General features: G+C 36.1%; 27 protein-coding genes and 1 pseudogene. 26 read left to right on the top strand and 2 right to left on the bottom strand.

Annotated features, from left to right (window positions below; translation table 11 throughout):
• Nucleotides 1–91 precede the first annotated feature (91 nt).
• From C406_RS0117260 to C406_RS0117250, 4 genes are all read left to right on the top strand, one after another.
• Nucleotides 92–604: an ankyrin repeat domain-containing protein gene (locus C406_RS0117260; protein ID WP_017381911.1), complete on the top strand. Its 513-nt coding sequence runs from the start codon at nucleotides 92–94 to the stop codon at nucleotides 602–604.
• A gap of 278 nt (nucleotides 605–882) precedes the next feature.
• Nucleotides 883–1,254, top strand: a complete 372-nt coding sequence (locus tag C406_RS19735; protein WP_017381910.1) for an SMI1/KNR4 family protein — start codon at nucleotides 883–885, stop codon at nucleotides 1,252–1,254.
• A gap of 26 nt (nucleotides 1,255–1,280) precedes the next feature.
• Nucleotides 1,281–1,697, top strand: coding sequence for a hypothetical protein (locus C406_RS19980; protein ID WP_017381909.1), 417 nt, complete (start codon nucleotides 1,281–1,283; stop codon nucleotides 1,695–1,697).
• 223 nt (nucleotides 1,698–1,920) lie between these two features.
• Nucleotides 1,921–2,190 (top strand): SunI/YnzG family protein, encoded by a 270-nt coding sequence (locus C406_RS0117250; protein WP_017381908.1) that lies wholly within the window; start codon nucleotides 1,921–1,923, stop codon nucleotides 2,188–2,190.
• A 166-nt stretch (nucleotides 2,191–2,356) separates the two neighbouring features.
• Here C406_RS0117250 and C406_RS19730 read toward each other — a convergent pair whose 3' ends face one another.
• Nucleotides 2,357–3,358, bottom strand: a complete 1,002-nt coding sequence (locus C406_RS19730) for a cell wall-binding repeat-containing protein (RefSeq protein ID WP_017381907.1) — start codon at nucleotides 3,356–3,358, stop codon at nucleotides 2,357–2,359.
• A 1,264-nt stretch (nucleotides 3,359–4,622) separates the two neighbouring features.
• Here C406_RS19730 and C406_RS0117240 point away from each other — a divergent pair.
• From C406_RS0117240 to C406_RS0117135, 22 genes and pseudogenes are all read left to right on the top strand, one after another.
• The gene (locus C406_RS0117240) at nucleotides 4,623–4,823 is read left to right on the top strand and encodes a hypothetical protein (RefSeq protein WP_017381906.1); all 201 of its coding nucleotides are present in this window, start codon (nucleotides 4,623–4,625) and stop codon (nucleotides 4,821–4,823) included.
• A gap of 256 nt (nucleotides 4,824–5,079) precedes the next feature.
• Nucleotides 5,080–5,529 carry a hypothetical protein gene (locus tag C406_RS0117230; RefSeq protein ID WP_017381904.1) on the top strand — a complete coding sequence of 150 codons (450 nt, stop codon included), beginning with the start codon at nucleotides 5,080–5,082 and terminating at the stop codon, nucleotides 5,527–5,529.
• A 324-nt stretch (nucleotides 5,530–5,853) separates the two neighbouring features.
• Complete coding sequence (locus C406_RS0117225) at nucleotides 5,854–7,056, top strand: MFS transporter (protein ID WP_017381903.1); 1,203 nt, start codon at nucleotides 5,854–5,856, stop codon at nucleotides 7,054–7,056.
• A gap of 173 nt (nucleotides 7,057–7,229) precedes the next feature.
• Complete coding sequence (locus C406_RS0117220; protein WP_017381902.1) at nucleotides 7,230–7,565, top strand: hypothetical protein; 336 nt, start codon at nucleotides 7,230–7,232, stop codon at nucleotides 7,563–7,565.
• Between the two features lie 334 nt (nucleotides 7,566–7,899).
• Entirely contained in the window at nucleotides 7,900–8,607 is a 708-nt protein-coding gene (locus tag C406_RS0117215) for a M48 family metallopeptidase (protein ID WP_017381901.1), read from the top strand.
• A 934-nt stretch (nucleotides 8,608–9,541) separates the two neighbouring features.
• Nucleotides 9,542–10,288: an IclR family transcriptional regulator gene (locus C406_RS0117210; protein WP_017381900.1), complete on the top strand. Its 747-nt coding sequence runs from the start codon at nucleotides 9,542–9,544 to the stop codon at nucleotides 10,286–10,288.
• A gap of 340 nt (nucleotides 10,289–10,628) precedes the next feature.
• On the top strand, nucleotides 10,629–11,657 hold the full coding sequence (locus C406_RS0117205; protein WP_017381899.1) for a TRAP transporter substrate-binding protein: 1,029 nt from the start codon (nucleotides 10,629–10,631) through the stop codon (nucleotides 11,655–11,657).
• 14 nt (nucleotides 11,658–11,671) lie between these two features.
• Nucleotides 11,672–12,157, top strand: coding sequence for a TRAP transporter small permease (locus C406_RS0117200; protein ID WP_017381898.1), 486 nt, complete (start codon nucleotides 11,672–11,674; stop codon nucleotides 12,155–12,157).
• Nucleotides 12,158–12,174: 17 nt separating this feature from the next.
• A complete protein-coding gene (locus tag C406_RS0117195; protein WP_017381897.1) occupies nucleotides 12,175–13,434 on the top strand; it encodes a TRAP transporter large permease subunit in 1,260 nt (419 codons plus the stop codon).
• Between the two features lie 286 nt (nucleotides 13,435–13,720).
• Entirely contained in the window at nucleotides 13,721–14,206 is a 486-nt protein-coding gene (locus C406_RS0117190; protein ID WP_017381896.1) for a flavin reductase family protein, read from the top strand.
• 18 nt (nucleotides 14,207–14,224) lie between these two features.
• On the top strand, nucleotides 14,225–15,709 hold the full coding sequence (locus C406_RS0117185) for a 4-hydroxyphenylacetate 3-hydroxylase family protein (RefSeq protein WP_017381895.1): 1,485 nt from the start codon (nucleotides 14,225–14,227) through the stop codon (nucleotides 15,707–15,709).
• A gap of 102 nt (nucleotides 15,710–15,811) precedes the next feature.
• The gene (locus C406_RS0117180) at nucleotides 15,812–16,357 is read left to right on the top strand and encodes a 3-hydroxyanthranilate 3,4-dioxygenase (RefSeq protein WP_017381894.1); all 546 of its coding nucleotides are present in this window, start codon (nucleotides 15,812–15,814) and stop codon (nucleotides 16,355–16,357) included.
• Nucleotides 16,348–17,364 carry an amidohydrolase family protein gene (locus C406_RS0117175; protein WP_017381893.1) on the top strand — a complete coding sequence of 339 codons (1,017 nt, stop codon included), beginning with the start codon at nucleotides 16,348–16,350 and terminating at the stop codon, nucleotides 17,362–17,364. Before C406_RS0117180 ends, C406_RS0117175 begins: the two co-directional genes overlap by 10 nt.
• Nucleotides 17,361–17,810: a RidA family protein gene (locus C406_RS0117170; RefSeq protein WP_017381892.1), complete on the top strand. Its 450-nt coding sequence runs from the start codon at nucleotides 17,361–17,363 to the stop codon at nucleotides 17,808–17,810. The genes C406_RS0117175 and C406_RS0117170 overlap by 4 nt, the downstream gene beginning before the upstream one ends.
• 11 nt (nucleotides 17,811–17,821) lie before the next feature.
• Nucleotides 17,822–19,291, top strand: coding sequence for an aldehyde dehydrogenase (locus C406_RS0117165; protein WP_017381891.1), 1,470 nt, complete (start codon nucleotides 17,822–17,824; stop codon nucleotides 19,289–19,291).
• 67 nt (nucleotides 19,292–19,358) lie between these two features.
• Nucleotides 19,359–20,138 (top strand): 2-keto-4-pentenoate hydratase, encoded by a 780-nt coding sequence (locus tag C406_RS0117160; RefSeq protein WP_017381890.1) that lies wholly within the window; start codon nucleotides 19,359–19,361, stop codon nucleotides 20,136–20,138.
• A gap of 46 nt (nucleotides 20,139–20,184) precedes the next feature.
• Complete coding sequence (locus tag C406_RS0117155) at nucleotides 20,185–21,078, top strand: acetaldehyde dehydrogenase (acetylating) (RefSeq protein WP_017381889.1); 894 nt, start codon at nucleotides 20,185–20,187, stop codon at nucleotides 21,076–21,078.
• A gap of 24 nt (nucleotides 21,079–21,102) precedes the next feature.
• The gene (gene dmpG / locus C406_RS0117150; protein WP_017381888.1) at nucleotides 21,103–22,122 is read left to right on the top strand and encodes a 4-hydroxy-2-oxovalerate aldolase; all 1,020 of its coding nucleotides are present in this window, start codon (nucleotides 21,103–21,105) and stop codon (nucleotides 22,120–22,122) included.
• Between the two features lie 3 nt (nucleotides 22,123–22,125).
• Complete coding sequence (locus C406_RS0117145) at nucleotides 22,126–22,917, top strand: 2-keto-4-pentenoate hydratase (RefSeq protein ID WP_017381887.1); 792 nt, start codon at nucleotides 22,126–22,128, stop codon at nucleotides 22,915–22,917.
• 402 nt (nucleotides 22,918–23,319) lie between these two features.
• Nucleotides 23,320–23,442: pseudogene (locus tag C406_RS21440) on the top strand (serine hydrolase); the annotation flags it as partial.
• Nucleotides 23,443–23,597: 155 nt separating this feature from the next.
• Complete coding sequence (locus C406_RS0117140) at nucleotides 23,598–23,795, top strand: hypothetical protein (protein WP_017381886.1); 198 nt, start codon at nucleotides 23,598–23,600, stop codon at nucleotides 23,793–23,795.
• Nucleotides 23,796–23,859: 64 nt separating this feature from the next.
• Entirely contained in the window at nucleotides 23,860–24,930 is a 1,071-nt protein-coding gene (locus tag C406_RS0117135; protein WP_017381885.1) for a hypothetical protein, read from the top strand.
• A 527-nt stretch (nucleotides 24,931–25,457) separates the two neighbouring features.
• Here the strand turns inward: C406_RS0117135 and C406_RS0117130 are convergent.
• On the bottom strand, nucleotides 25,458–25,895 hold the full coding sequence (locus tag C406_RS0117130; RefSeq protein ID WP_017381884.1) for a DUF4181 domain-containing protein: 438 nt from the start codon (nucleotides 25,893–25,895) through the stop codon (nucleotides 25,458–25,460).
• Between the last annotated feature and the right edge of the window lie 48 nt (nucleotides 25,896–25,943).

Genomic DNA, 25,943 nt, shown 5'->3' with positions numbered 1-25,943 from the left:
CTTTTTCACTTCTTTTTAAGTTTCACAGGTTTTTGTTTTTCCTATATTAAATAACTATAAATGCAACTTAATATAAATAGGAGGTCATATGATGAAAAGAAGAATTAGAATGAAAATAGCAAAGAGGTATAGAGAAGAAATGGTATGGGCTATTTGTTATGGTCGATTGGATAAGGTAAAGCGGTTAATCCGTTCTGGAATAGATGTTAATAAATCAGATGAAGATGGATTTACGGCTATTCGATGGGCGACGCAGGAAGGTCATCTAGATATCATCCAATTCCTTCAATCCTCAGGAGCTAATATTAATACAAAAGACGAATATGGGTTTTCACCTCTATATCAAGCTGCTGCAGATGGAAATGTAGAAATCGTTGAATATCTTCTAGATAACGGGGCGGAGATTGATATTAAGTCAGATGACGATACTACACCCTTGATAATTGCTAGTTGTTACGACCACCTAGAAACCGTCGAATTGCTCGTTCAAAGAAGTGCGGAAATTAATTCGAAAGACGACGATGGAAATACTGCTCTCTCATATGCAAAAGAGTATGGAAATGAGGAAGTCACTATTTTTCTAAGAGAGCAAGGTGCAGAATAGTTATATTGTAAACTTATTTCTTATTCGACTAACGAGGGGATTATATACAGTATTTCAGGAAGTAGTATTTAACGTTAATGACGTTAAGTATTGCTTTTTTCTTAAGTAAAAAAGTCGTGTACTCCCTCATCCTGGTGTTAAGTCAACTGGTTATGCAGAAGGCATACACTCACGTGTGGAAGTGATCTTTAACTAAAGCGCAGTTTGCATCCACAAATAAATTTTGGTATATTTTGGTTGATGTGAATTATAAGTCGGTTTGTTAAGGAGAGTTGTAAATGAATTTAGATTTGTGGGAAGAAGAATTAGATGAATATTTTAAAGGTGAAGTTAATCTAGAAACAATAAGTAAAATTCAACAAGAATTAAAGCTGGAATTACCCGAGTCATATATTAGTTTAATGACAAAAAGAAATGGATTTTATTTAAAAAAGAAATACTACCCTACAATTGTCTCCAATGGGTGGGCCAACAACTCTGTACATATAGATTTTTTATATGGGATAGGGGAAAATCCGGGATTATTAGATAGTATTTATTTACGTAAAGAATGGGGGATACGGAGTAAAAAATTATTGATTATTTCAGTAGATGCACCTATGTTTATTTGTTTGGATTATAGAACCAAAAAAACCCCCTCATTTTCATAGATGTTGAGGCAAACCAAGAGATTAAATTGGCAAAAGATTTTGAGCAGTTTATAAATGGACTGGTTGAAGAAATTGAAGAAGAGGACATAGATATATTTGCTTCACTGTCTGAACAGCAAATCATTGACTACTACACTAAAATTGATCTTGTGATAGTAAACGGAAAACCAAAAGAAATAGATAGGTTGCTAGGAGAAATCCTTTCTACCAATAACGATTTAATAAGATACTTGGTTGAAAAAATGAGAAAGCACGAAAAAGCTAAAGTTCATTTTAATTTATTACTTTTCTTATCATGCTGTGCTGAAGGTGAAAATAAGGGGATAATAAAAGATGATTATTTAATGGAAGTTCTAAAAGAATTTTCTGCTAGTAAAAATAAGGATGTTAAAGATTTTGCCTTGTACAGCTTGAAATTATTAACAAGTAGACTTAACATCTAGGGTTGTAGTAAATTCAACTAACTTCGTGCTTAGTTGAAGAACCGGCTGCCTTTTACAAGGTAGTCTTTTTTAAATTAATCTTGATGAATACTTCCTAAACAGGTTGTTATATCAACCTACTGTATATACGAGATGCAATCCAGTTGAATATGTGAATCGATGGTTTACGCACAGATTATCTAAATATGTTAAAATAAGTTAATTAATAGTAAGGAGGGATATTTTGTTTGAGATATTTGTAAAGAAAGTTAATTCTGATATCGTGATTAGATGGCTATTATCAAAGATAACAATTCCAATATCTGATATTTTAACAGTTACCACAGATGACACTTATGGCGGAAAAGAAAAACAGGCAATAAGAATTGGAATGCCGTATGGCACAACAGATAGAGTAGTTATCATCACAAACGAAAACACATATATCTTATTTACAACCAACTATATATCGATACAAAAAAAACTTAACTCGTACATCAATTCATTTAAATAAATAGACTATCAAAAACCGTTGGCGTTTTCTCGCATTCGGTTTTTTTAACCCTCCCAATCTCTCCCGTAGCTTAACTTTTGACTGAAGTTGATCAAGTCAGTCCAAAGCGGGAAGTTAATCTAATTAAAAAACACCCATTACGTAGAATGGGTGTTGGATATATTAATTACTTAGCAAATAATTTAGCTAATGTGTCTTTCGATACAGCAATTTCGCCACCTAGGATTAAGTAGAACGAGTCTTCTGTCTCATATTCCGAAACTTGTGTCTTAGATGCGACTGTAGGCTTTGGTGCTGTTAAAACAATCGGACTTGGAAAAAGTGATGCAAAAGCACTACCAGATAAAGCATCTGGATAATTAGTCCCTGTTGCAATGAACATGAGAGATGGGTCCTCCATCAAACCTGATTCTAAGGCGAAATCATTGAATGCTTTATTCGTATCATATCGAGTCTGTCCAGAAATCCGAATTGGATCTGCAAACAAATCTTCAACTGAAGATGGAACTGCTTTCTCTCCACCAATGATTAAAGACAAATCAACTGGGTTTGCTTTAATAAAATCAGACACCACTGTTGGTATACCCGTTGGTGGTACTAATAGAATTGGATCTTCATAATAACCAGCTAAAGAAGAAATGGATAATGAATCTGCAAAATTTGCACCAGTTGCTACATATAACGTGTCTGTAACGCCGACTTCTTTGGCAATATTTACTGCAGTTTCATAACGTGTCTTTCCGCTGATACGTTCTGTTGTAATACCCAAAATTTGAATTTGCTTTTTCACATTATCAGATAACGCAACTGTTCCACCGACTAAAATCACGTGCTTCGTTCCTAATCGCTTCAGCTCATTCGCAAAACCTGATGGAAGTGAATCTTTTCGAGATAATAATAGAGGAGACATATACGAGCTCGCAAGTGGTGTTGCAGCTAGTGCATCTGGAAAATCAGAGCCCGTTGCTACTACAACTGTTTGTGCTTCGCCATTTTCCCAACCTTCTCTAGAAATCTCTAAACTCGTTTCATAGCGATCTTTTCCCGCAATACGAAGCGAATTATCCCCCGTAAGTGTTGCCGCTTCTACCGTAAACGTTGAAGCCAATGGACTAAACGCCATTGTTGTCGCAAGTGCAGTTGTTACTACTAACTTCCAATATTTCATACTCTTTCCCCATTCTGTATTATAATTGATACTTTTTAATTATAAGAGAATCTCCTTAATTTAACAATAATTTTCGAGTTAGTTTTCAAACTATTTTTCCACCGACGTGCCCCTTCATTTACTTCCTAATCGGGGTGTAATGTCAACCTACTTTTGCGGATGGATCTCATGTAGCAAATACATAGACTGGGATATGATGTAGCATCATTGGTATGCAGATGCAAGGAGCCATGGCCATAATTCCCGCTAGCTTTTACAATGCCTTTTTTCTGTGAGTGAAGGTGTTTTTAATAAAATTCGTCAATTTAATAATAGCTGTATCAGCAAGTTAACTAGGCTGTGAGACGTGTTTGGCCGATAAATCCTCAGATTGGCCGATAAATTTTTATAATCAATAGAGACCCTCAAAATTCGTCTCATGAAACAAGTTGACTAGCTATTGAGATGGAGTCTCCCTTGAATTTACTTCTATAAAAAACCAATCGGCCGAAGATACAATTTCGGCCGATTTCTACTACCTTTAAAGTCTCTTTAATTCCATTTTTTTTTTCAGACCTAGATAGAATCCGGCTGTGTGTGGCGGCATAGAACATTCAATTATCAAAGATCAAAGGGAAAAAACCACATCCAGCGAATTTCAACATGGCATACATATAGTTTACTTAATTAGTAACTACGCCTTTTTTCTTTGACGAGATTTTCTAATGGTCATATAGTATGTATCCTTTTATTAGCGAATATCTGGCTGCTTCTTTAAAATATCTACCTCCAAGGGATCAGGCGCAGCGAATGTCCAGGGTTGCCAAGCATCACTGCGTTCTGCCTTGAACTCCTACTGAAATCGTTCGTCTGCCGCCGTTTATCTTTCTCTTTAAAGCTATAATATAGAATTTTGCAAACTTTATAGTGTGCCAAACCCTTCTTTCAAATAACGCAGACAGATCATTTAAAGTTAGTAACAATCGGCCGAAATTGTATCTTCGGTCGATCCCTTTCTAGGCAGTAAGTGAGCATTCACTAGTAAACCGAGATTAAAGACCTATGTACGTTTAGGTTGTAGGCGAGCGACGGACGCACACTCGCCGTCCATAGCGAGCCGAAAACCTTACATAAATCTTGTTCTAAAAGGTTCGGTTACAGAAGCGTGTGGATTTTTTCTTTAAATAGTGGCTAAAGAAACTGATATATTGATAAAAAGATATGTTGTATAAAGGTTAATACAAGCATACTAATGTTAAATAAATCATTTTTCTGGAGGATGAAAATGAACAAGAAGTTGCTAATTTTATTAGGGACAGTTGCTTGTATTATTGCCTTTTTTGTTTTGATCAGTAATTTTAATGAGAGTGAAAAGCCATTAGCTGAAAGTATGGAAGAAACCAAGAAAGAACATCAAAAGATAGAAGTGTTATTGACTAAAGTTAGTCATGAATTTCAAAAAATGGATACGGAGAAGCATCATTAAGTTACACTCATGAAGAACGCTTGCTTAGAGTTCTGGTCAAGGATGAAGAATTTTTAGCTAATCATGAAAAAGTAATAAAATCATTAATACATGATGTTTCTAAGGAAATAAAGTTAGAGGATGTCGAAGTTAAATTCGAAATTTTAGATATACCAGTTGAAGTGAGTAGGGAAGAAAAAAACAAACGGAGCTATTAACTGAAACAATAAAAATAACGTCAGAATTATTAGATGAAAAAAATTATCAATTTAGTTCAGTGAGTATTGACCCAACTACATCTATTATTGAGATAAGAATTGAAGGAACAAAAGAATATTATCATGCAGTGAAGGGTGAAATTAGTAAACTTGTAGCTGATGCAATTTCATCAAAAACAAATATAAATTTTGATGTTAAAGTAAATAGAAAAAGTGAAAATGATAGTAGAGATGAAAAATGGCATCCGATTTTCACGACCATAAGGGAGGAAACAGATAAAAAGTTTGAGGAATATAAAGGATTTGCCTATTCCTTCCACCCAGAACCTTTACAGATTATTATCAAAACAGATTTGGACAAATCTAAGTGGTGGAATTCCAATAAAAAAGTAAATGAAATAGAAAAATATGTACAAGAGATAATTAAACTTAAAAGAAAAGAATTAGTAATCGAAGAAATACCTTATGAGATCATAATAAGAGGAAAAAAGAATAAGAAATTGAATTAAAACCATCGGCGTTGTCGCTCCTTTGGTTTGATCAGTTTGGGAAGTAGTCAATAAATCAAGTTGAAAATGAATTTGTACTAGTCATTTTTGCTTTTGACTCGTTCAGATGGACTTAAAAATACCACAAATTCAAAGTTATATATGTTAAAATAAGGAAAGTTGAATGGTTTTCAGAAGAAAATCCATATGCAAAAAATGATAAGTCTTGATATATCCCCCAAAGATTTTTGTCATAGTGCATATATAAAAGGAGAAAATTTTTATGTCTACTAGTCCAATTTAATTCCCTTGTTTCTAAAGAAAATTTAGAAGTGGGGGATTAATTTGAATTCAAATCGTAATTTTATTTTTTTAATGCTTGGTCAGTCGCTTGCCAATGTAGGTGATGTGTTATACATTGTCGGTGTTATTAGCGTTATTTATAGTTTAACCGAGTCTGCAACCGCAGCTGCTTTCGTTCCATTTACCATTACTTTTTCTATGTTTATTTCAAGTATTTTAACGCCACTGCTAATTGGAAAGTTTAATTTAAAACATTTATTGATTGTTTCGCAAATAGGGAAAACCGTTATATTATTTGGTTTAGGTACTTTTTTGACGACAGGTATAGATTTAAGTAACTTTACCTTTATATTTATATTAATCGCAGGGATTGCTTTTCTTGATGGTTGTGCCAATCCAATAAGGCAGACTTTAATTCCTTATTATGTGAAAGAAGAAAGTTTAGTTAAAGCAAACGGAATAGCAGAAACAATTAGCCAGTCCATTCAAATAGGAACGTGGTTTTTTGGGAGTTTGTTATTGATTGTGTTGAATCCAAACTTACTAATATGGCTGGTGACTGTGCTATTTGTTTTTTCGAGCATTATTTTGAGTTTGTTAAAAAGTGTGGAACACAAAGTAGAGAAGCAAGAGAAAAAGTGGAGACTATTAACACAAGGATGGCAAACGATTAAAGGAACACCTGTTTTAAAAACGGTTGCACAAATGGAGTTTTTTGAAACACTCGCGGGCTCAGTTTGGATAGCAGCAATATTATTAGTCTATGTTGAACAGGCATTAAATGCAGAGGAGTACTGGGGTTTACTAAACAGTTCGTTTTTTGTTGGGTTAGTGTTAGGGAGTTTAATCTGTATTAAGTTTGACTTATATGTAGATCGAAATCGTCATGTTTTTATTATTACAGGAGCTTTTATGACTTGCCTTTTAACGATTGTATTCGGGTTAACGAGTTTCCCTGTAATCGCATTGATTTTATCTGCCTTAATTGGGCTTTTTGGACAATTAAAAAACATTCCTCAACAAACATTAGTTCAAACAAGCGTACCAAAAGAACAATTGGCAACCGTATATACGTCTCTTGGCACTATTGGAACTGGTGCATTCGGAATTGCCTCTCTGACGATGGGAATTCTTTCTGATTATTTCGGAGTTCGTAGTGTTTTTGTGCTTTCCGGGGTTTTACTCGCAGTGGTTAGTATCATGGCAATTAAAAATAGGAATTTGTTTAGAAAAATTGTTGAGTAAGATAATTTATATTTTAGTTTGATTAAACGGCTGCCTTTACATGGCAGCTTTCTTATTGAGTAATTAAGTAACATGAAGTCGACTATTTACAGTGGAAGTATGGTTTCAAATGTAAGTGTACCGAATTTTATCATAAATGATGATACATTATTAAAAAAGGAGGGTGATTCTGAATGGAATTTAAATTTGGGAACGGTGCTATTATGCTACCCCCTTTACACATCACAATTATCGCAATAATTATTATTTTCTTTTTAGTAAGGTGGAGCAAGCAATTAGAAACACGACGCTTTACGGTTTTTCTTTATTTTATAATCAGCACTTACATTACTCCAATTTATTCGCGCAGTACAAAAGAAGGTGACTTTCAGCTATGGTTTCCATTGGGATTTATGTTAGTTTTTCTTTACTTATTTCGCAGCGAAAGATACCATTCATCTAAAATGAAAGCAAGTATTTTAGGACTTGGCATAGCATTATATCAGTTAATTCTCAAATATGTGGGATAGTTTGCCGGTATTCCAATAACGGGTGTTTATTTAAAGATTTTTACTCCAAATTAAATAAATTTAGTATCTACCTGATTTGTATGTAAACAACTTTAATTAGCCTTACTACATAGTCTAATGTAGTAAGGATTACTAAATAAGTCTTAATAGTGTCATATGTTATATTGATAAGGTAAATACGAATTACGAATGGGACATTTTTCGCCGTCTAAAAGGTTTTAATAATGAATGAGCAGTCGCTGAAAATGAAAACCAGAATCAATGGCTTATAAATAATAGATTAACAATTAAAATACGAGGATAAGCGAATGAAACCGCTACTACAGGTGATTAAATGAGACATACATACTTAGGTGAAACCATACAATTTGAGATCAATTACAAAAAGCGGGCATCCATGGGTGTTCAGATAGACGCCTATGGATATGTGGAAGTCCAGGCTCCTAAAGGGACATCCGATAAAATAGTGATTCAATTAATCGAGCAAAATTGGAATCAGATTCAGCAAAAATCAAAGGAAATGAAAGAAAGAATGCTTGGGCCAAAGGAGAGAGACTATCATCATGGTGAGACCTTTCTTTATTTAGGAAAAACATACCCGATTCAAATTTCTCAAGATACTACTATCAAGAAAGACCATGTCGTTTTTGAAGAGGGCATCTTACGTATAGTTGTGAAACAATTGGAGGATGAAAAAATTAAACAAGCCTTAAAACGATTTTATTATCAACGCTGTAAAGCTTTAATAGAGAAGAGTATCAGAAAATATCAAAGCGATTTTAAGGTAAAACCGCGTTCTATCCGCATAACTGATAGTAAAGCAAACTGGGGAACCTGTGATTCACAACTGCAATTAACATTTAATTGGAGGCTGGCAATGGCGCCACTTGAGGTGATTGACTATGTCGTTGTACATGAAATGTGCCATATGGTCCATCTAAATCACGATCGTTCCTTCTGGCGTCTTGTTGGGAAGATGAGTCCCAATTTTAAGGAACAGGAAAAATGGTTATCGTTATCAAGTTGGAAAATGACTGTTTAAAAACGATGTCCTGGGTTAGAAACAAACTTTCTGTAGATGAAGATGAAAGTATTAAGATCATTTTAAAACCATAGCAAGAAAAGCATGCAATCAAGTCAAGAAACACACATTTTCATTAGGAAGCACTAATTTTCACTTGGTTGAGTCAGTTACTTATCTGAATAAACCCCTTTTACTTTTATTTAGGTACCTTGTTTCTCCTATTGGGGTAACTAACCAATTTTCACCTAATTATCGTCACTCTAATAGAGAAATCAAGACCACTAAAAACAACCTCTCCGTGTTGGAGAGGTTGTTTACTTTTCACTATAAATGATTGCTTATATCTTAGGTACCTTTTACTGATGAAAATGACAGATTTTAATACGGTTATTAGTAAAAACATTCTATCTGCCATATACTCTCCGTCATTTATATTCTTATTTAGATTGTTAAAAAGTCCTATCTATAAATACTTACAAAACTAAACGAACATTAGTTTTTAATAAAATGAACGATCAAGCTGCTTAATCGACAGTTGAACGGCCTTAATGTGTGACGGAGGATTATCCTTATAATAAAAAATGAGGTTAGTTATTAGTATAGTTTATTTATTAAAGGGTTTTCCCTGTGAATTGTGGAATAGTCTGTAGTTATGGGGTGATATAGATGAAATGAATTTTAAACAAAGATGTTCAAGTTTCACATTATGAAATTTCCATATTGAATACTTAGTGAGACTTCAGTATCTTAGAGCTAACCTTATCCTAATAACTGAATTTTCAATCCACTTATATCAATTCCATGTTCAAGTACTATGTTTATTAGCAAAAGCATATTCTGGTCAACATTGAGAACGCTTACATTCACGTACGGACCCTAAAGTTTATAAGAATCAAGAGATTTGGTCGACAGCATTTGGTAGGAAATATACTGTCAGGGAGATGAATTTATAGTGATTGAATCCGTTAGAAAGGCATGTCAAATTATAAGTTGTTTTTCCAGTGAAGAACCTGTTTTAGGAAATGCTGAGATTGCTAATAAACTGGGTATGAACTCCGCTACTACTCATCATTTAGTTAGCACACTTTGTAGTGAGGGAGTACTTATAAGAGATGAAAAAAGGAGATATCGACTGGGTTGGAAATTACTTGAGTGGAACAATAACGTGATGTTTCAGCAAGATATTTATGACAAAGCTATTCCTTTAGTGAAGGAATTAATTCATAGATTTATAGGGACAGCTCATATTGGTATGTTTGACAAAGGCGAAGTAGTTTTTGTCTTGAAGGTATCCTCTCATGAAGCTTCACCCATCCACACATATATAGGTTCAAGGAAGCCTGCTTACGCTACAAGTACAGGAAAAGTTTTGCTGTCATATAATTCTTCTTATTTGCAAGAAACGATAAGTAGAGGCTTATTAAAGCAAGCTCCAAATACCATTACAGACATTAGTAAATTGAAAATGGATTTAGAAATGGTTCGGAAAATTGGATACTCAATCAGTAACAATGAAAATTCCACAGGAACCTATGCTATTGCCGCACCTATTCTTTCATATTCAGGAAAAACGATTGCTGCTGTAAATTTAGTAGGTGCCGTTTCCTATATGGCTGGTATTAATCGAGCTAAAATTATTCAAAGTGTAATGAATACAGCGCAATCAATCTCACAAGAATTAGGGTACATTGAAGTTTAATTTCTAAATTATAGTGGAAGTTTCATTATGTGAAATAAGATGGGTGTTTTTTAAACTCCACTCCATTATAAACAGTAGTATAAATGCTATTAGGAAAAATCGGCATTCATGAGAATTTATTAATCAATCGTGTACTAGCGATAAATAGGAGGTGCAATTGTATCGTTAATTAACTGAATTTTTAAATAAATATTTTTAAATCATGAGTTTTGATTTTGAAGGAGATTCTATTTTTTTACAAAAAGTGAATATACTACTTTAGTAAAACTACATGTGTAAATAAGTAGATTCAAATGTTTTCACAAATAACTTATAAAATATTAAAAAGGGGTGTAGACAGTTGAAAAATAAAAAAAGTTTTTACATGAGTATATTAATGTTGGTGATGATGCTAGTTTTAAGTGCGTGTACTGATAGTGATGGAGGAGATACAAAGGCGGTTTCTGGGGATGCAAAGAGTGAGGGACAGACTTATAATTTTAAACTAGCTCACATTGCTCCACCCGATCATATTTGGAATGATGCAGCCAAAAAATTTGCTGAAGAATTAGAGGAACGGTCTGACGGAAGAATGAAGATGGAATTATATCCAGGAGGTCAATTAGGTGGAGAACCTGATATGGTTCAACAACTTGAAACAGGTTCTTTAGACTTCGCATTCATAACTACTGCTTTTTTAACGTCAAAATCAGATGCATTTAGTGCTTGGTTCGCGCCTTACTTATTTGATTCTTATGAGGATGCATTTGAAGCTAAAGACACAGAAGTTGCTAAGAAAATTCTAGCAACTCTTGATGACGATGGCTTGAGAGCAATGAATTATTTCTTCTCAGGAAATAGAACGATGATGTTCAGAGAAAAGATTGAGACACCAGAGGAAATGAAAGGTTTAACATTACGCGTAACACCAAGTCCTGCTTTACAAGACTGGTACAGATATCTTGGAGTTAATCCGGAGTCAATTTCATTACCTGATGTATATCAAGCCGCTCAAACGGGAGTTATTGATGGAATGGAAATGGATTTAGACGCAGCAGTTACTTCAAATTTTAATGAAGTAACAGGGTTTGGTGCGCTGACCAATCATATGGTTTGGCCATCAGTTATGATTGCGAACGCTGAGAAATTTGATGCAATGCCTGAAGAAGATCAAAAAATTATTCGTGAATCTATGGCTGCTGCTTCTGAATATGCAACGATGAAACGTTCTTCATTAGAAGAGGAATACATGGAAACATTAAGAGAACGTGGAATGGAACTTTACGAAATGGACAAATCATTATTTAAATCGTATATGGAGAAATTTGATGAAGAATATAAAGCGAAAGACCCTTTAATTAAAGAGTTTATTGATACTTTTCGTAAGTAGGAGGATTTTCGTTTATGAATACAGTTAGCGGATGGATCGAATCGGTTGAAAAAGTTATTGCTATGATTCTAATCGCTGCAATGACTCTAGTGATTGCAGCTGCTGTTGTATTTCGTTACTTTTTCCATGCTCCTCTTTTTTGGGCAAATGAAGCAAGTATATTTATGATGGCGTGGATTACATTTATTGGGGGGAGCTTGGGACTTAAATATAAGTCCCAGGCCTCCATTACGTTTTTGGTAGATCGATTATCATTCAAAAGTAAAAAAATTCTTGAAATCATCTCTTATACCATCATCTTAGTTTTCATGGCTATGTTGTTATATTTAAGCTATGAATGGGTGATTTCAGTCTCACATCAAAAATCTACTTCGATGCGAATTCCAATGTGGATTCCGTATCTTTCTGTTCCAGTTGGGCTAACTTTTGCGTTCATCCATTTGATTAATAATCTCATTAAGACCTTTAAGTCTAAACAGCAAGGCGGTGAACCACTATAGAAACCATTGTAGTTATTGTGTTATTTATAGTGTTCTTACTCATCGGAATTCCAATATCACTTGTGTTAGCAATTACTTCACTTTCGTATTTATTATTAACTGATTTAACGACATTGATGAGTTCAGCACCACAAAAAATGTTTTCCGGGTTAGACAACTTTGGATTGCTGGCCATTCCTTTATTTATGTTGGCTGGTGAGCTGATGAATGGTGGGGGTATTACCAAGAGATTAGTAGCCTTTGCTAAAGTTTTCATTGGTCATTACCGAGGTGGATTGGCATATGTAGCAGTCATTGCAAATATGTTCCTTGCTTCCATTTTAGGTTCAGCAAATGCACAAGCTGCCATGATGAGCAAAGTGATGGTTCCAGAAATGGAAAAGGAAGGTTATTCACGCGAGTTTTCTTCTGCGATAACATTAGCCTCCTCTATTGTAGCTCCAGTAATTCCACCTAGTATGTTGTTTATCATTTATGGAACGTTAACAGGTGCATCGATTGCTGATCTGTTTATGGCGGGCATAGTACCAGGTTTCATGTTAGGTTTTGGGTTTATTATTATTATTGGAATGATGAATCATAAACAACAATTCCCTAAAAGTGAAAGAGCATCTTTAAACACACTAATGAGATCCTTCTTTCGAGTAATGCCGGCTATGCTTATTCCATTTACAATTATTTATGGAATTTTAGGTGGCGTGTTCACTCCGACTGAATCAGCCGCAATTGCTTGTGTGATTGCTTTTATTATTGGCTTTGTATACCGAGAGCTAAAATTGAAAAATCTACCAGATATATTATTAAACACAGTAATCAATACAGCGACTATCACATTTTTAATCGTTACAGCAAATTTATTCGGGTTTATCATTGCCTATGAACAAATTCCACAGTTAGTCGCAGAATCAATGCTTGGACTATCTGAAAATCCATTAGTTTTCTTGCTATTAGTAAACATTTTCTTGCTTCTAATCGGAACAGTTTTAGATGGTATTGCAGCATTAATTATTTTAGTGCCAGTCCTTATGCCTTTACTCGTGATCTATCAAATAGATCCTGTTCATTTTGGCGTCATTATATGTATTAACTTAACAATTGGATTACTCACTCCTCCCGTTGGAACTGGTTTATTTATAGTTTCTTCCATTGCAAAAGTAAAGTTCGAAAATCTAGTAATAGCAATCATGCCGTTTTTAGGTATGGCTATTATTGTCCTACTCATACTTACTTTTTGGGAAGACGCTGTCATGTGGATTCCAAACCTTTATAAAGATTAGTGTTGAGTGAATTGCATAAGCCTCAATATGAGAATCACTATCTTTTTTATACAACATAATACTTACAAGAGAAAGAGTCACTGGTAGTGACTCTTTTTTCATGTATATTTTCTGATCAATGTTCGCACATACATATACTTGTATATTTCTAGCTTGTCTAATTTAAATCCTTATAAATTAAATTAATATTCTGTATATTTCATATTATGAAATATTCGTATTGAGCCTAAAAATTATCTTCGCTATATTATGTGTACATTACGAAGTAAAGAGAGGTTGGATAAATATGGATGTTAGAGAATTAAGAAATTGCTTTGGACAATTTGCAACTGGAGTTACGGTCGTTACTTGGAAAGATGATCTAGGTGAAAAACATGGTATTACGGTGAACTCGTTTACTTCTGTTTCCTTAGAGCCCGCTCTTGTGCTCGTTTCAATTGCTAAAAATGCAAAAGCTTGTAGTGCCTTAAAAAACCGTTCATTTGCAATTAATGTTTTATCTGAATATCAAGAATCATATGCTTGGCAATTTGCTGGTCGACCAGATGAGAATCTCGTCGTTGAGTGGCAAGAGGATACAAATAGAGTTCCTCGTCTAAAAGATGCTCTGGCAACATTTGAATGTACATCCTGGGCAGAATACGAAGGTGGGGATCATGTTTTGTACTTAGGGAAAGTAGAAGATTTTTCATATGGCGATGCAGATGGTCTTCTCTTTTTTAGAGGGAAATTCATAAAAAAAACAATTAGCCAAGCTGCTGTTAACATTTAAATATTGGGGGAATGGAAGATGGGAATTAGAACTGGAGCCGAATATATTCAGGCGTTAAAATCACGTCAACCAGAGGTTTGGTTAGGCGGAAGAAAAATACTAGATTTAACACAGGAGCCAATCTTTAAACAACCAATAAATGAACTTGCTAGACTATTTGATTTGCAGCATGACCCTTTGTATCAAGAAAAAATTACGCATGTATGTGAAGAAACAGGTGAACGTGTAAACAATGCATACTTAGTCCCGCGAAATGGTGAGGACTTGAAAGCAAGAAGACAACTATTTGAAGTGTGGGCACAAGCAACATTCGGTTTGATGGGGAGAACACCAGATTTCCTAGGAACGGTAGTAACTGCAATGGCATCAAATGACTGGTTCTTCAGAGAGTATGGGGAGAGGTGGGGAGATAATATTGTCAATTACTACAAATATATAAGAGATAACGATTTCTTTTTAACACATGCCATTATTAATCCTCAAAATGATCGAAGTAAAGCTTCAAATCAACAGGAAGATACGTTCACACACTTAGGAGTAGTTAGAGAGACTGAAGAAGGTTTAATTGTAAGAGGATCTAAAATGCTAGCTACACTTGCACCACTTACTGATGAAGTCATTATTTATTCTTATCCGAGCTTTAAACCGGGAGATGAAAAGTATGCAATTGCATTTGCTCTTCCGATTGATACACCAGGACTTCGGATTTTATGTCGTGAAGAAACTCAAAATGGAACGAGGTCAACATGGGATCATCCACTGGCATCAAGATTTGAAGAAATGGATGCATTACTCGTATTTAATGACGTTTTAGTTCCATGGGATCGCGTATTTATTAATCAAAATGTAGAAGCTGGTAACTTACTCTATCCTAAAACAGGAATAAATTTACAGCCTTCTCATCAATCGGGTATTAGAGGTCTTGTGAAAATTTCATTTGCTACGGAAGTCGCATGTTCAGTAGCAGACGCTGTTGGTGTTGATGGTTTCTTAAATGTCCAAAACCAATTAGCTGAACTTTTACAAGGTGTAGAGTCGATTAGGGCACTGGTTCGTATTTCTGAATATGAGTATGTCATGACGCCACATGGTGAAGCAATTCCGTCAATCGTACCATTAGAAACCATTCGAGGAATACTACCTAAATTGTACCCAAGAGCAATTGAGATTTTGCAAACGATTGGTGCTGGCGGACTCTTAATGTCACCTACAGGCGCAGACTTTGCTCATCCAGACTTAACAGAGGATATGAACAAATATTATATAGGACGCGAAGGTGTATCAGCTGATGAACGTGTACGACTATTTAAATTAGCATGGGATCTTTGTGGAGAAGCATTCGGACAAAGATTAGTCCAGTATGAGCGCTATTACTCAGGTGATCCAATTCGCAAAATGGCCATGTTTTATAATGCACATAAACGGAATAATCCAACCTATCCAATGGTGGAAAAAGCTCTTCGTGATTCATTAGAAATGGCGAAAACAACAGTCCCAAATTGATTTTCTTACTAAGAGAATTTTGTATTTCTGTCGTTCATAAAGTAGTCATGTGATTAGGATTATGTACATGTAACATAACTAAAAAAGTGGAGGTTATACGAAATGACAAAATCTACAATGACACAGTTAAAAGCGTTTAATTTATTGGGTTGGATTGAGGAAAATAAAGGTCATCTTAAACCACCAGTTAATAATAAGGTTCTTTGGGAAGATTCCGAATTTATTTGTATGATACTGGGTGGTCCAAATAAACGCCGTGATTTCCATGTAGACCCTTCAGATGAATTTTTTTATCAGATTAAAGGGGACTGCTTTGTTGAAGTGATTAATAATGATGGAAATCGCGAAGTTGTTACAGTAAAAGAGGGCGAAGTGTTCATGTTACCAGCAATGGTTCCACATTCTCCACATCGGGTTGCTGATACGTATGGTTTAGTAATTGAACGTAAACGTGCTCAAGGCGAGCTAGAAGATTTTGTATGGTTCTGTGATGAGTGTAATTATAAAATGCATGTAAACCGTGTTCAATTAACTGACATTGAGAAGCAAGTAAAAGGCGCAATTGAAGAATTCAATAGTAGTGAGGAACTTCGTACATGTGAGAAGTGTGGTCACGTCATGTCAGAGGAAGTAGGACTATGGAAATAAGAGTAGACTTTCATACACATATCATACCGGAGGAAATACCAGAATTTACACAAAAATATGGTGGAGCCCGTTGGCCGACTTTAGAAAAGACCTGTTCTTGTGGTGCAAATATTATGGTTGCTGGCAAAGTATTTCGTGAGGTGACTGATCAAGTTTGGAGCCCGGAAAGAAGGATTCGTGATATGGATGAAGAGGGTGTCGATATTCAAGTGTTATCCCCTATTCCGGTAACTTTCTCCTATTGGGCTGAAGCAGAAGCAGCAGAAGAAATGTCGAAAATCCAAAATGACTTTATAAGTAATACCGTTAAACAATATCCTGAACGGTTTATTGGATTAGGAACTGTTCCTTTACAAGATGTAGAGGCATCAATCAGAGAAATGGATCGTTGTATGCATGAGTTAGGGTTAAAAGGTATAGAAATCGGGACGAATATTAATGGTAAAAACTTAGATGACCCGTCCTTTACAGCGTTTTTTGAAATGGCTGAGAAGTGGGAAGTCCCATTGTTCGTTCACCCTTGGGAAACATTAGGAACAGAACGAATGCCTAGACATAATTTTATGTACACTGTTGGCATGCCAAGTGAAACTGCCTTGGCCGCTGCAAGTTTGATTAGCGGTGGTGTAATGGAAAAGTTCCCTCTTTTAAAAATTTGTTTTGCCCATGGTGGTGGATCTTTTCCTTATATCCTTCCACGTTTGGATCAAGGGTGGAAAGTTTGGCCGCACTTAAGGGCAACGAAAGAACCACCAAGTTATTATGCTAAGAACTTTTACTTTGATTCTCTGAACTATGACCCGTTGACATTGAAATTTCTAGTAGATAGCTTTGGCTATGAAAAAATTGTCATGGGTTCTGATTACCCGTTTTTATTAAGAGAGATTCCTCCTGGTAAGGTGATCGATGACACGCTCGCACTATCTAGCGAACAGAAATCAGCTATTCTAGGGAAAAACGCACTTGATTTCTTAAACATTAAAGTAAAAGAAGTGGTTAAACGATGAGCACTCCAGAAGAGAAATTGACAGAATTAGGCTTGACACTCCCTCCCATACGACCAGCATGGGGAAGTTATGTTAGCTGTGTAAGAACAGGAAATCTTTTATTTACCGCAGGACAGGGTGTTGATCAATACCATGGGAAACTGGGTAGAGAATTAACAACAGATGAGGGGTACTTAGCAGCTCAACAATCAATGCTTAATTTACTTAGAGTAGTTAAGGACGAAATTGGTGAATTAAGTAAGGTTAAACAGTTTGTTAAAATTCTGGGCATGGTTAATTGCACGGAAGAATTTATTGAACTTCCTGCAGTCATGAATGGTGCATCTGATTTGATTGGGAATGTTTTTGGAGATAAAGGCAAACATGGACGTTCAGCAGTAGGAATGGCTCAATTACCAAATAATACAGCAATCGAAATAGAGATGATTATTGAGATAGAAGATTAGGAGGAACTCCAGTGACTAATGAGGTGATAGATGAAAAGAGAACTATCCAGGATGCAAAACTTTTTATTGATGGGAAATATGTTGAATCTCTATCCGGAGAAACCTTCGACACGATTAATCCAGCAACGAATAGAAAGTTGGCCACTGTCGCTAATGGTGGTAAAGAAGATGCAAAATGGGCCATTGATGTTGCTCAGCGAACATTTGCAAGTGGCGTTTGGAGTAAGATGTCTATCGAAGAAAGATCAAGGATATTGTGTAAAATGGCGGATTTAATCATGGAGAATGTTGATAAACTTGCCTATGTTGAAACGTTAGATGTAGGCAAGCCCATAAAAGAAAGTCGTGGGTTTGATATCCCCCGTGCTGCTTCCAACTTCCGTTTTTTTGCTGAAATGGCGAAATATATGGTGCATGAACACTACGATATGAGTAAGCATATGTCATATGTTCAATATGCGCCTGCGGGTGTTACTAGTTTAATTATTCCGTGGAATTTACCTTTTATGCAATTGACCTGGAAAGCTTCCGCAGCTTTAGCAGCCGGAAATACAGTTGTGGTTAAACCCGCATCCTATACTCCATTAAGTGCTGTTATGTTAGGTGAGATTGCAAATGAAGCAGGATTACCACCAGGTGTATTAAATATTTTAACAGGACCAGGAAGTACTGTTGGAACTGAAATGTGTATGAATCCTTCTATTCGTAGAATATCATTTGTAGGTGAGTCAACAACTGGGAAAACCGTCATGCGAAATGCTGCTGAGAACTTGATACCAGTTTCACTAGAGCTTGGTGGAAAATCTGCAAATATCATATTTGACGATGCAGATTTGGATGAAGCTGTAACTGGATCAATCGAAGCGATTTATCGTAATCAAGGCGAAATTTGTTTAGCGGGTTCACGAATTCTCGTACAAGAAAGTATTTATGATCTTTTCTTAGACAAGTTTGTAGACGCTGTAAAGAAAATTAAAGTCGGTGATCCTACTGATGAGTCAACAGACATGGGAGCTCTTGTATCTCGTGGTCATCTGAAGGCTGTTGATGACTACGTACAAATTGGTCTTGAAGAAGGGGCGAAACTTGCCTATGGAGGGAAGGTTGTAGCAAATCTTCCAGAAGGCAATTTCTATGAACCTACTGTTTTATATGATGTTGATAATAAAATGCGAGTAGCTCAAGAAGAAATTTTCGGTCCAGTGCCAGTGATTATTCCATTTAAAACGGAGGAAGATGCGATTGACATCGCAAATGATTCTATCTATGGATTAGCAGGCGTAGTATGGACGAATGATTTGCGACGAGGGCAACGTGTCACCTCACTTATTCATGCTGGTTTGCTATGGGTGAATTGTTGGTATATTCGTGATTTACGCACACCATTTGGCGGTGCAAAAGCAAGTGGTATTGGACGCGAGGGTGGACGACATAGTTTTGACTTTTATACAGAAGCAAAAACGATTACCTTAAAAAAATAATAAACAAATAAAAGGTGGCATCTAATGCACGCCTTTTATTTGTTTTAAGTATTGGAGTGATGTTCAGGTGACAGTGAAAAATATTCAGTATGCAACAGAACTAATAGAAGCAGAGGAAACACGTAAAGGATTATTGCCTTTGACAGATCGAGACAAAGGTTTAACGATAGAAGATGCCTATCAAATTCAATTAGAAACAGTGAAGCTTAAGCTTGCTGAAGGAAAAAGAATAATAGGCAAAAAAGTAGGTCTAACAAGTGTTGCTATGCAGAAAATGTTGAATGTAGACGAACCGGATTATGGTCATTTATTTGATAATATGCAAATTGAAAACGGGGCTACTATCAGAATTAATTCCATGATATCGCCAAAGGTTGAAGCAGAAATTGGCTTTGTTCTTGGAGAAGATTTGGTCGGACCGAACATTACTTATCTTGATGTCATGATGGCTACAAAATATGTTGTCCCGACTTTAGAGATTATTGATAGTCGTGTAAGTGACTGGAAGATTAAATTAATCGATACAGTTGCGGATAATGGTTCGTCAGGAAAAGTGGTAGTTGGTGATGAAAAGACTACGCTTGATTTAGTGGATCTACGAACGACTAGTATGGTGCTGTTTAAAAATATGGAACTCCAAGCTACAGGTGCTGGCGCGGCTGCACTGGGTCATCCAGCTCACGCGGTTGCATGGCTTGCAAATAAATTAGCTGAATTTGGTATTTCATTAAAGAAAGATGAATTAATTTTACCTGGTGCATTGTCGGGTGCAGTATCAGTTGGTTCTGGGGATACGATTGAAGCTAGGTTTGGCACTCTTGGATCCGTTACTGTTCATTTTAAATAAAAAAACTTACTACACAAAACCGAGAGTTAAAGAAAGGTGAATGACCGTGAAGAAAATTAAAGTAGCAATTATCGGCTCGGGTAATATTGGAACAGATTTAATGTACAAATTAGAAAGAAGTGACGTAATTGAGTTAACGGCCATGATAGGAATTGAAGCGGAGTCAGATGGTCTTAAACGAGCAAAAGAAAAAGGGTATCAAGTGATTTCGAATGGGATTCAAGGAATAATAGATAATCCTGAACTAGCAGAAATTGTCTTTGATGCAACTTCTGCTAAGGCCCATGTACATCATGCCAAAATATTAAAAGAATTAGGGATACTCGCAATTGACTTAACTCCTGCTGCCATAGGACCCTTCTTTTGTCCTGCGGTGAGTGTAAATCAACAGTCTATGGAAACGATGAACGTCAATATGATTACTTGTGGAGGACAAGCGACTATACCAATTGTTCAAGCGATTAATGAAGTGGCAGATGTTACATATGGAGAAATTGTAGCGACAATTTCTAGTTTAAGTGCTGGACCTGGAACGAGAGCAAATATTGATGAATTTACTATTACGACACGACGCGGAATAGAAGATGTAGGGGGTGCGGACAAAGGCAAAGCTTTAATTATTCTAAATCCAGCTGATCCACCTATATTAATGCGCGACACGATTTATTGTGAAGTAAAAACTATGGATGAAGTAGCTATCCTAGCTTCGATTAAATCAATGGTTGAGAAAGTAAATGCCTATGTTCCTGGATATCGTTTAAGACAAGAACCGATGTTTGAAGGGAATTGCGTTACGGTCTTTGTTGAAGTGGAAGGAGCAGGCGACTATTTCCCTCCATATGCAGGGAATTTGGATATCATGACAGCAGCGGCAGTCCGAGTTGGTGAAGACTTTGCTCGAACAATGTTAATTAAACAAGCGGCAGAAACAACCATATAAAAATAATAGAAAGGAGATTGCGATATGACCGATAAACCAATTCAACTAACAGAAGTATGTCTACGTGATGGTAGTCACGTCGTAGCCCATCAATTTACGGAAAAACAAGTACGCAATGTAGCACGTGCGTTAGATGACGCAGGTATGCACTATATTGAAGTGAGCCATGGTGATGGTTTAGGTGGCTCGACCTTACAATACGGAAAATCATTAGTCGATGAAATGACATTGATCGAAGCGGCAGTTGATGAATGTAAAACTTCGAAAGTAGCTGTATTGCTGATTCCAGGAATCGGAACTGTAAATGAATTAAAACAAGCAAATGAGCTAGGAGCTCGGTTGGTACGAGTGGCAACACATGCAACAGAAGCTAATGTATCAGCTCAACATATAAATAAAGCACGGGAACTTGGTATGGAAGCATTAGGATTTTTAATGATGGCTCATTCGGTTTCAGTTGAAAAGCTAGTAGAGCAAGCTAAACTAATGGAAAGCTATGGAGCGGAGGCTGTTTACGTAACCGATTCTGCGGGTGCCTTACTTCCACATGAAGTACGGGAACGAATTAAAGCTCTTCGTAACTCATTGGATATTGAAGTGGGCTTCCATGCACACAACAATTTATCTGTTGCAGTTGCGAATACAATTGTTGCGATTGAAGAAGGGGCCACGCGAATTGATGGGAGTGTTCGTTGTTTAGGAGCGGGAGCCGGTAATACACAAACTGAAGTGTTACTCGCTGTAATGGAGCGAATGGGTATAGATGTAGGTATCGATTTATTTAAGATGATGGATTTAGCAGAGGATATTGTGGGACCTATCATTCCAGGCTCTCAAGAAATTCGAAAAGGTAGTCTCATTCTCGGATATGCCGGTGTATATTCAAGTTTTTTACTTCATGCCGAACGCGCCGGAGCAAGATTTGGACTTGATCCACGCGATATCTTAATAGAACTAGGAAAAATGAAGGTTGTAGGTGGACAAGAAGATATGATTCTTGACGTTGCAGCTGAGTTAGCTAAAAAAAGTAAAGTGAGGATATAACTTATGCCCCTACTAACAAACAGAAAGAAAAGTATAATTGAATACTTATATACAGCAGAATGTGAAGCACGTGAAGTTGTTAAAGTAACTGACGAATATCCAGACTTAACGATAGAAGAAGCTTATGAATTACAAGACAGATTACTTGCTCACAAACTAAAGGATAGAGGTACGAAAATAGTTGGAGTGAAGCTTGGATTAACAAGTAAGGCGAAGCAAAAAATGATGGGTGTTAATGAAGCCATCTACGGATATTTGCATAATGATATGCTGGCCTATGAGTGGGAAGCCATAAACTTCGCAGAATTGATTCATCCAAAGGTGGAGCCTGAAATAGCGTTCCTAATGGCAGAGGATTTACAAGGTGAAACTATAACAGCAGAAGACGTCATCCGGGCAACGAAGTATATAGCACCAGCTCTTGAAATTATTGATAGTCGTTATAAAGACTTCCGGTTCACATTAGTGGATGTAGTTGCTGACAACTGTTCGTCTTCTAAATTTGTGGTGGGCAGCAAATGGGTCTCGCCAAATGCGATTGATCTAGAAAATATCGGCATGGTGATGAGCAAAAATGGAAAAGTTGAACAAACTGGTTCAAGTGCAGCCGTATTAGGGCATCCAGCAACTGCGATTGCGTGGGCGGTGAACGAATTAGGAGCTCGAGGAAAAGGCCTGAAAAAAGGAGATATTATCCTAAGTGGAGCAATGTCAGAAGCGATTGCGTTTATGCAAGGTGATACCGTTATCGCTGAATTTGATGGCTTAGGTAGTGTGTCCATGCATTGTAAGTAGTAGTAGAGTTGCAGAAATTGTATCTTCGGTAACTACTTGCTATGTAGAAGATGACTAGTATTTTATTAAGTCCACTGGAGAGCGAGTGGAAATAGAATAAGCTTGATACGATGTAGGCTTGTGGCATGGATTTTAATAAGAAGGGTAGGGCGGTCGAAATTTCATCTTCGGCCGCTTAGTTTATTTGAAGGAGCCAGACACTTCTTTCATTTCCCCAAACATAGTGTTGAATTAACAGATATTTCTTACATATGTAGGTTGAATAGATTACTATGAAGAGAGAAGGTTACATAATAAGGGGGATTTTTAGTGAAGAGTCAATTGCTTTGAGTGCATTTGAAGGGTATGCGAAAGTTTTGATTCGAATATATCAAATTACGAACGGCTATTGGGTTTGCTCATGTTGCTTCTGTCACCAAGTCATTCACTCGTGTAGCAATTTTGGTGCTGCAAGAACAAGGTAAGTTTTCTGTCCATGATCCAGTTGAAACGTATTTGCCCGAATTCTTTACACCAACAGATGCTATTTAGCGGGTGTCCCGGCAACTACTATTATAAATGGAGCTCTTAATGATTTGGAAGGTCGTGCCGTTGATACAACGTCGTTTGCTTAAACGAAGCATGAGTTTTCACTCGAGGAACTAAATGATTACGAAGGGACTTATACCTCAAGTGAGGGGATGAGTCTATCCATTACGATTGGTGATGGAGTCCTCGAGTTCTTTACACATGGAACATCTTTCCCGATTCAATGTATTGGCCAAGATTTGTTTCTTGCCATTGTTCAAGATCAAAGTGAGTTAATCCGTTTTGTTCGTGATGAAACTGGTGTTATTGAGCGAGTTGCTTATCATATGCGGCAGTTTCCTAAGAAATAGTTTGGCTCAAACAAGTGATTTTCTTTAGGAGACAACAGATCCAAGATTGTGAAGGAGAAATCAAATGAAAACGATGCTACGTCTTTATCAATTAGGAAACACAAATTATCGTTCAACATTTTTTGATTTAATACATGGCGATACAGAAACTAAGCAAACCAAGGGGCTTTCATATTTATTCTCGAAGTATCCTGAATTAATTGAGCTTTTCTTAAAGAAAGTTGACCGTCAGCTTACTCAACAGAATCCTAAATTCATGCAGGAAATTGATTTTGTTCAAGTAGATGCGGAAATGTTATCAGTTGGTGAAACGAAAATTAGACGTGACATTACGTTATCTTTTTTTCAAAGGAGTATAAAAAGGTTAGTAATAGTCATAGAAGCTAAGAGCGCAAGTACAGGTGTGATTAATGAGGCGGATCTTACAAGTCAACTTACAGCATATCTTGACCCAATTAACTTTCCTTGGGATGTAAATGTACCAATGATAGGTATAACACTGACAAAACATAAAGTACTTCATCCTCCTAACAGTGGATTCTCTAGTCTTACTTGGACCGACATGGTGGGTTTAATAAAAGAATTAATTAGTAAAGAGAAAAAGAGCGGTGGAGAAATAACAATTGCAGAAGAATTTTTAGATTTTATTTATGGGGTGAGAAAAGCGATGAAATATTATGAAGTTGAAGTTCTTTCAGTTGCAGCTGGTAAGACCCATGAGTTAACAAAGAAGCACTTTGTTCATGCTTGTCCTCATAATGCTAAAGGTTTTTTGTATAAAACACCTATTTATATGACATTTAGATCTAGTGGTGGAGGAGAAATGGAATTTTTATATAAAACAGAGGAAATTGTAGTCCTTAACCCACTCTCTCCTTCACTCGATATTTCATTAGAGGGAATTCAAAAAGATTTCGCCACTAGAATTAAAGAATATATCACGGATCGTATTGAAGGCTTTGGATTCACCCATCAAGGAGAAGATTATCGTTTCTATAACCTTTCTAGTAAAGATGTAATTCATTTGAAGCATCTTCCCAAACCACCGGCTAATAACTCTGGTGCTCGGTATTATTCTATTGCGGAACTCATAAAAGGAGAAAAAGTTGTGAGTGTAGCTAGTCAAGACAAATAAACTTTGAAAAAGTCCCCGGAAAAGAAAAAACGAATGTTTTAACCTTCATAATTGTTTTGTGTATCAGGAAAATTAATAAGTACATACAAAAAGAACGGAAAAAAATCAGATTTTATCATTACTGAAAATGGAATAAGCGAAATTAACTCTATTAAGATTGGTGGTATTAAGCTATCAATTCTTAGCGTGCTTTATTTTCTGTTGCTTAATCTGTACTATACAAGCGACCTATGGAAAAAGTGGTTTTGATCACGATGTGCCTCATCGCATTGTTCAGTCTGTTTATGGTGTTCTATCTCCAAGTCAATTCAGTGGCCCATTAGAAACACGATTTTGAATGTAACAAAAGTGCAGTTAAGTTACTATCAATGTAATTCATCGTAAAAGGGTTTGATTAGAAAGCATAACAAAAGCCTTCCCAGTTGAAGGCTTCTTCATTGTAGTTATGTAATGGAGAGTCCTACATAAAATTAATTTCAACTGATTTAAACCTTGGGAACTTCACATTAAAGAATTGTAACTCTTGGCTATAAGATACCGAAAAAATCAGTCGTATATAATAATATGAGCAGTATCAATGTAAAAACTAATTGGTAAACTGTAAAAATATAGGCATTTGGATTCTTTGCATATCTCTTTTCCATGACTGCTCTTACGGTTTCAGTGATAAATATAAGTACAAACAACAAAAACCATGGTTGCAAGAACAAATAGGGCTCCCGAGGGATGATTGTCACATTAATAAAACCTCCTATTACCATCATGGCAATAAAAAACAACCTAATACTCCAATCGATTTTCTTGTGTTTATCATTTACATGGTTATGAGAGAATGCTTTTCGTTTCTCAACTCCTAACCACCTTCGCATGATGGCATTAAATGAAATCATTAACACGAAATAAACGGTAAGTATGAGAAGTAAGGGAAGTAACTTTAACCAGAACGTCGAATCAAATCCATACACAAAATCTCCTCCAATATTTAATTTAGTAACATAATAATCTATTGGTCT

Origin of the sequence: Paenisporosarcina sp. TG-14, from assembly GCF_000297555.1 — a bacterium.
GTDB lineage: Bacteria > Bacillota > Bacilli > Bacillales_A > Planococcaceae > Paenisporosarcina > Paenisporosarcina antarctica.
The sequence above is the reverse complement of the archived record's forward strand: the minus strand, read 5'-3'. Positions and strand labels throughout refer to the sequence as shown.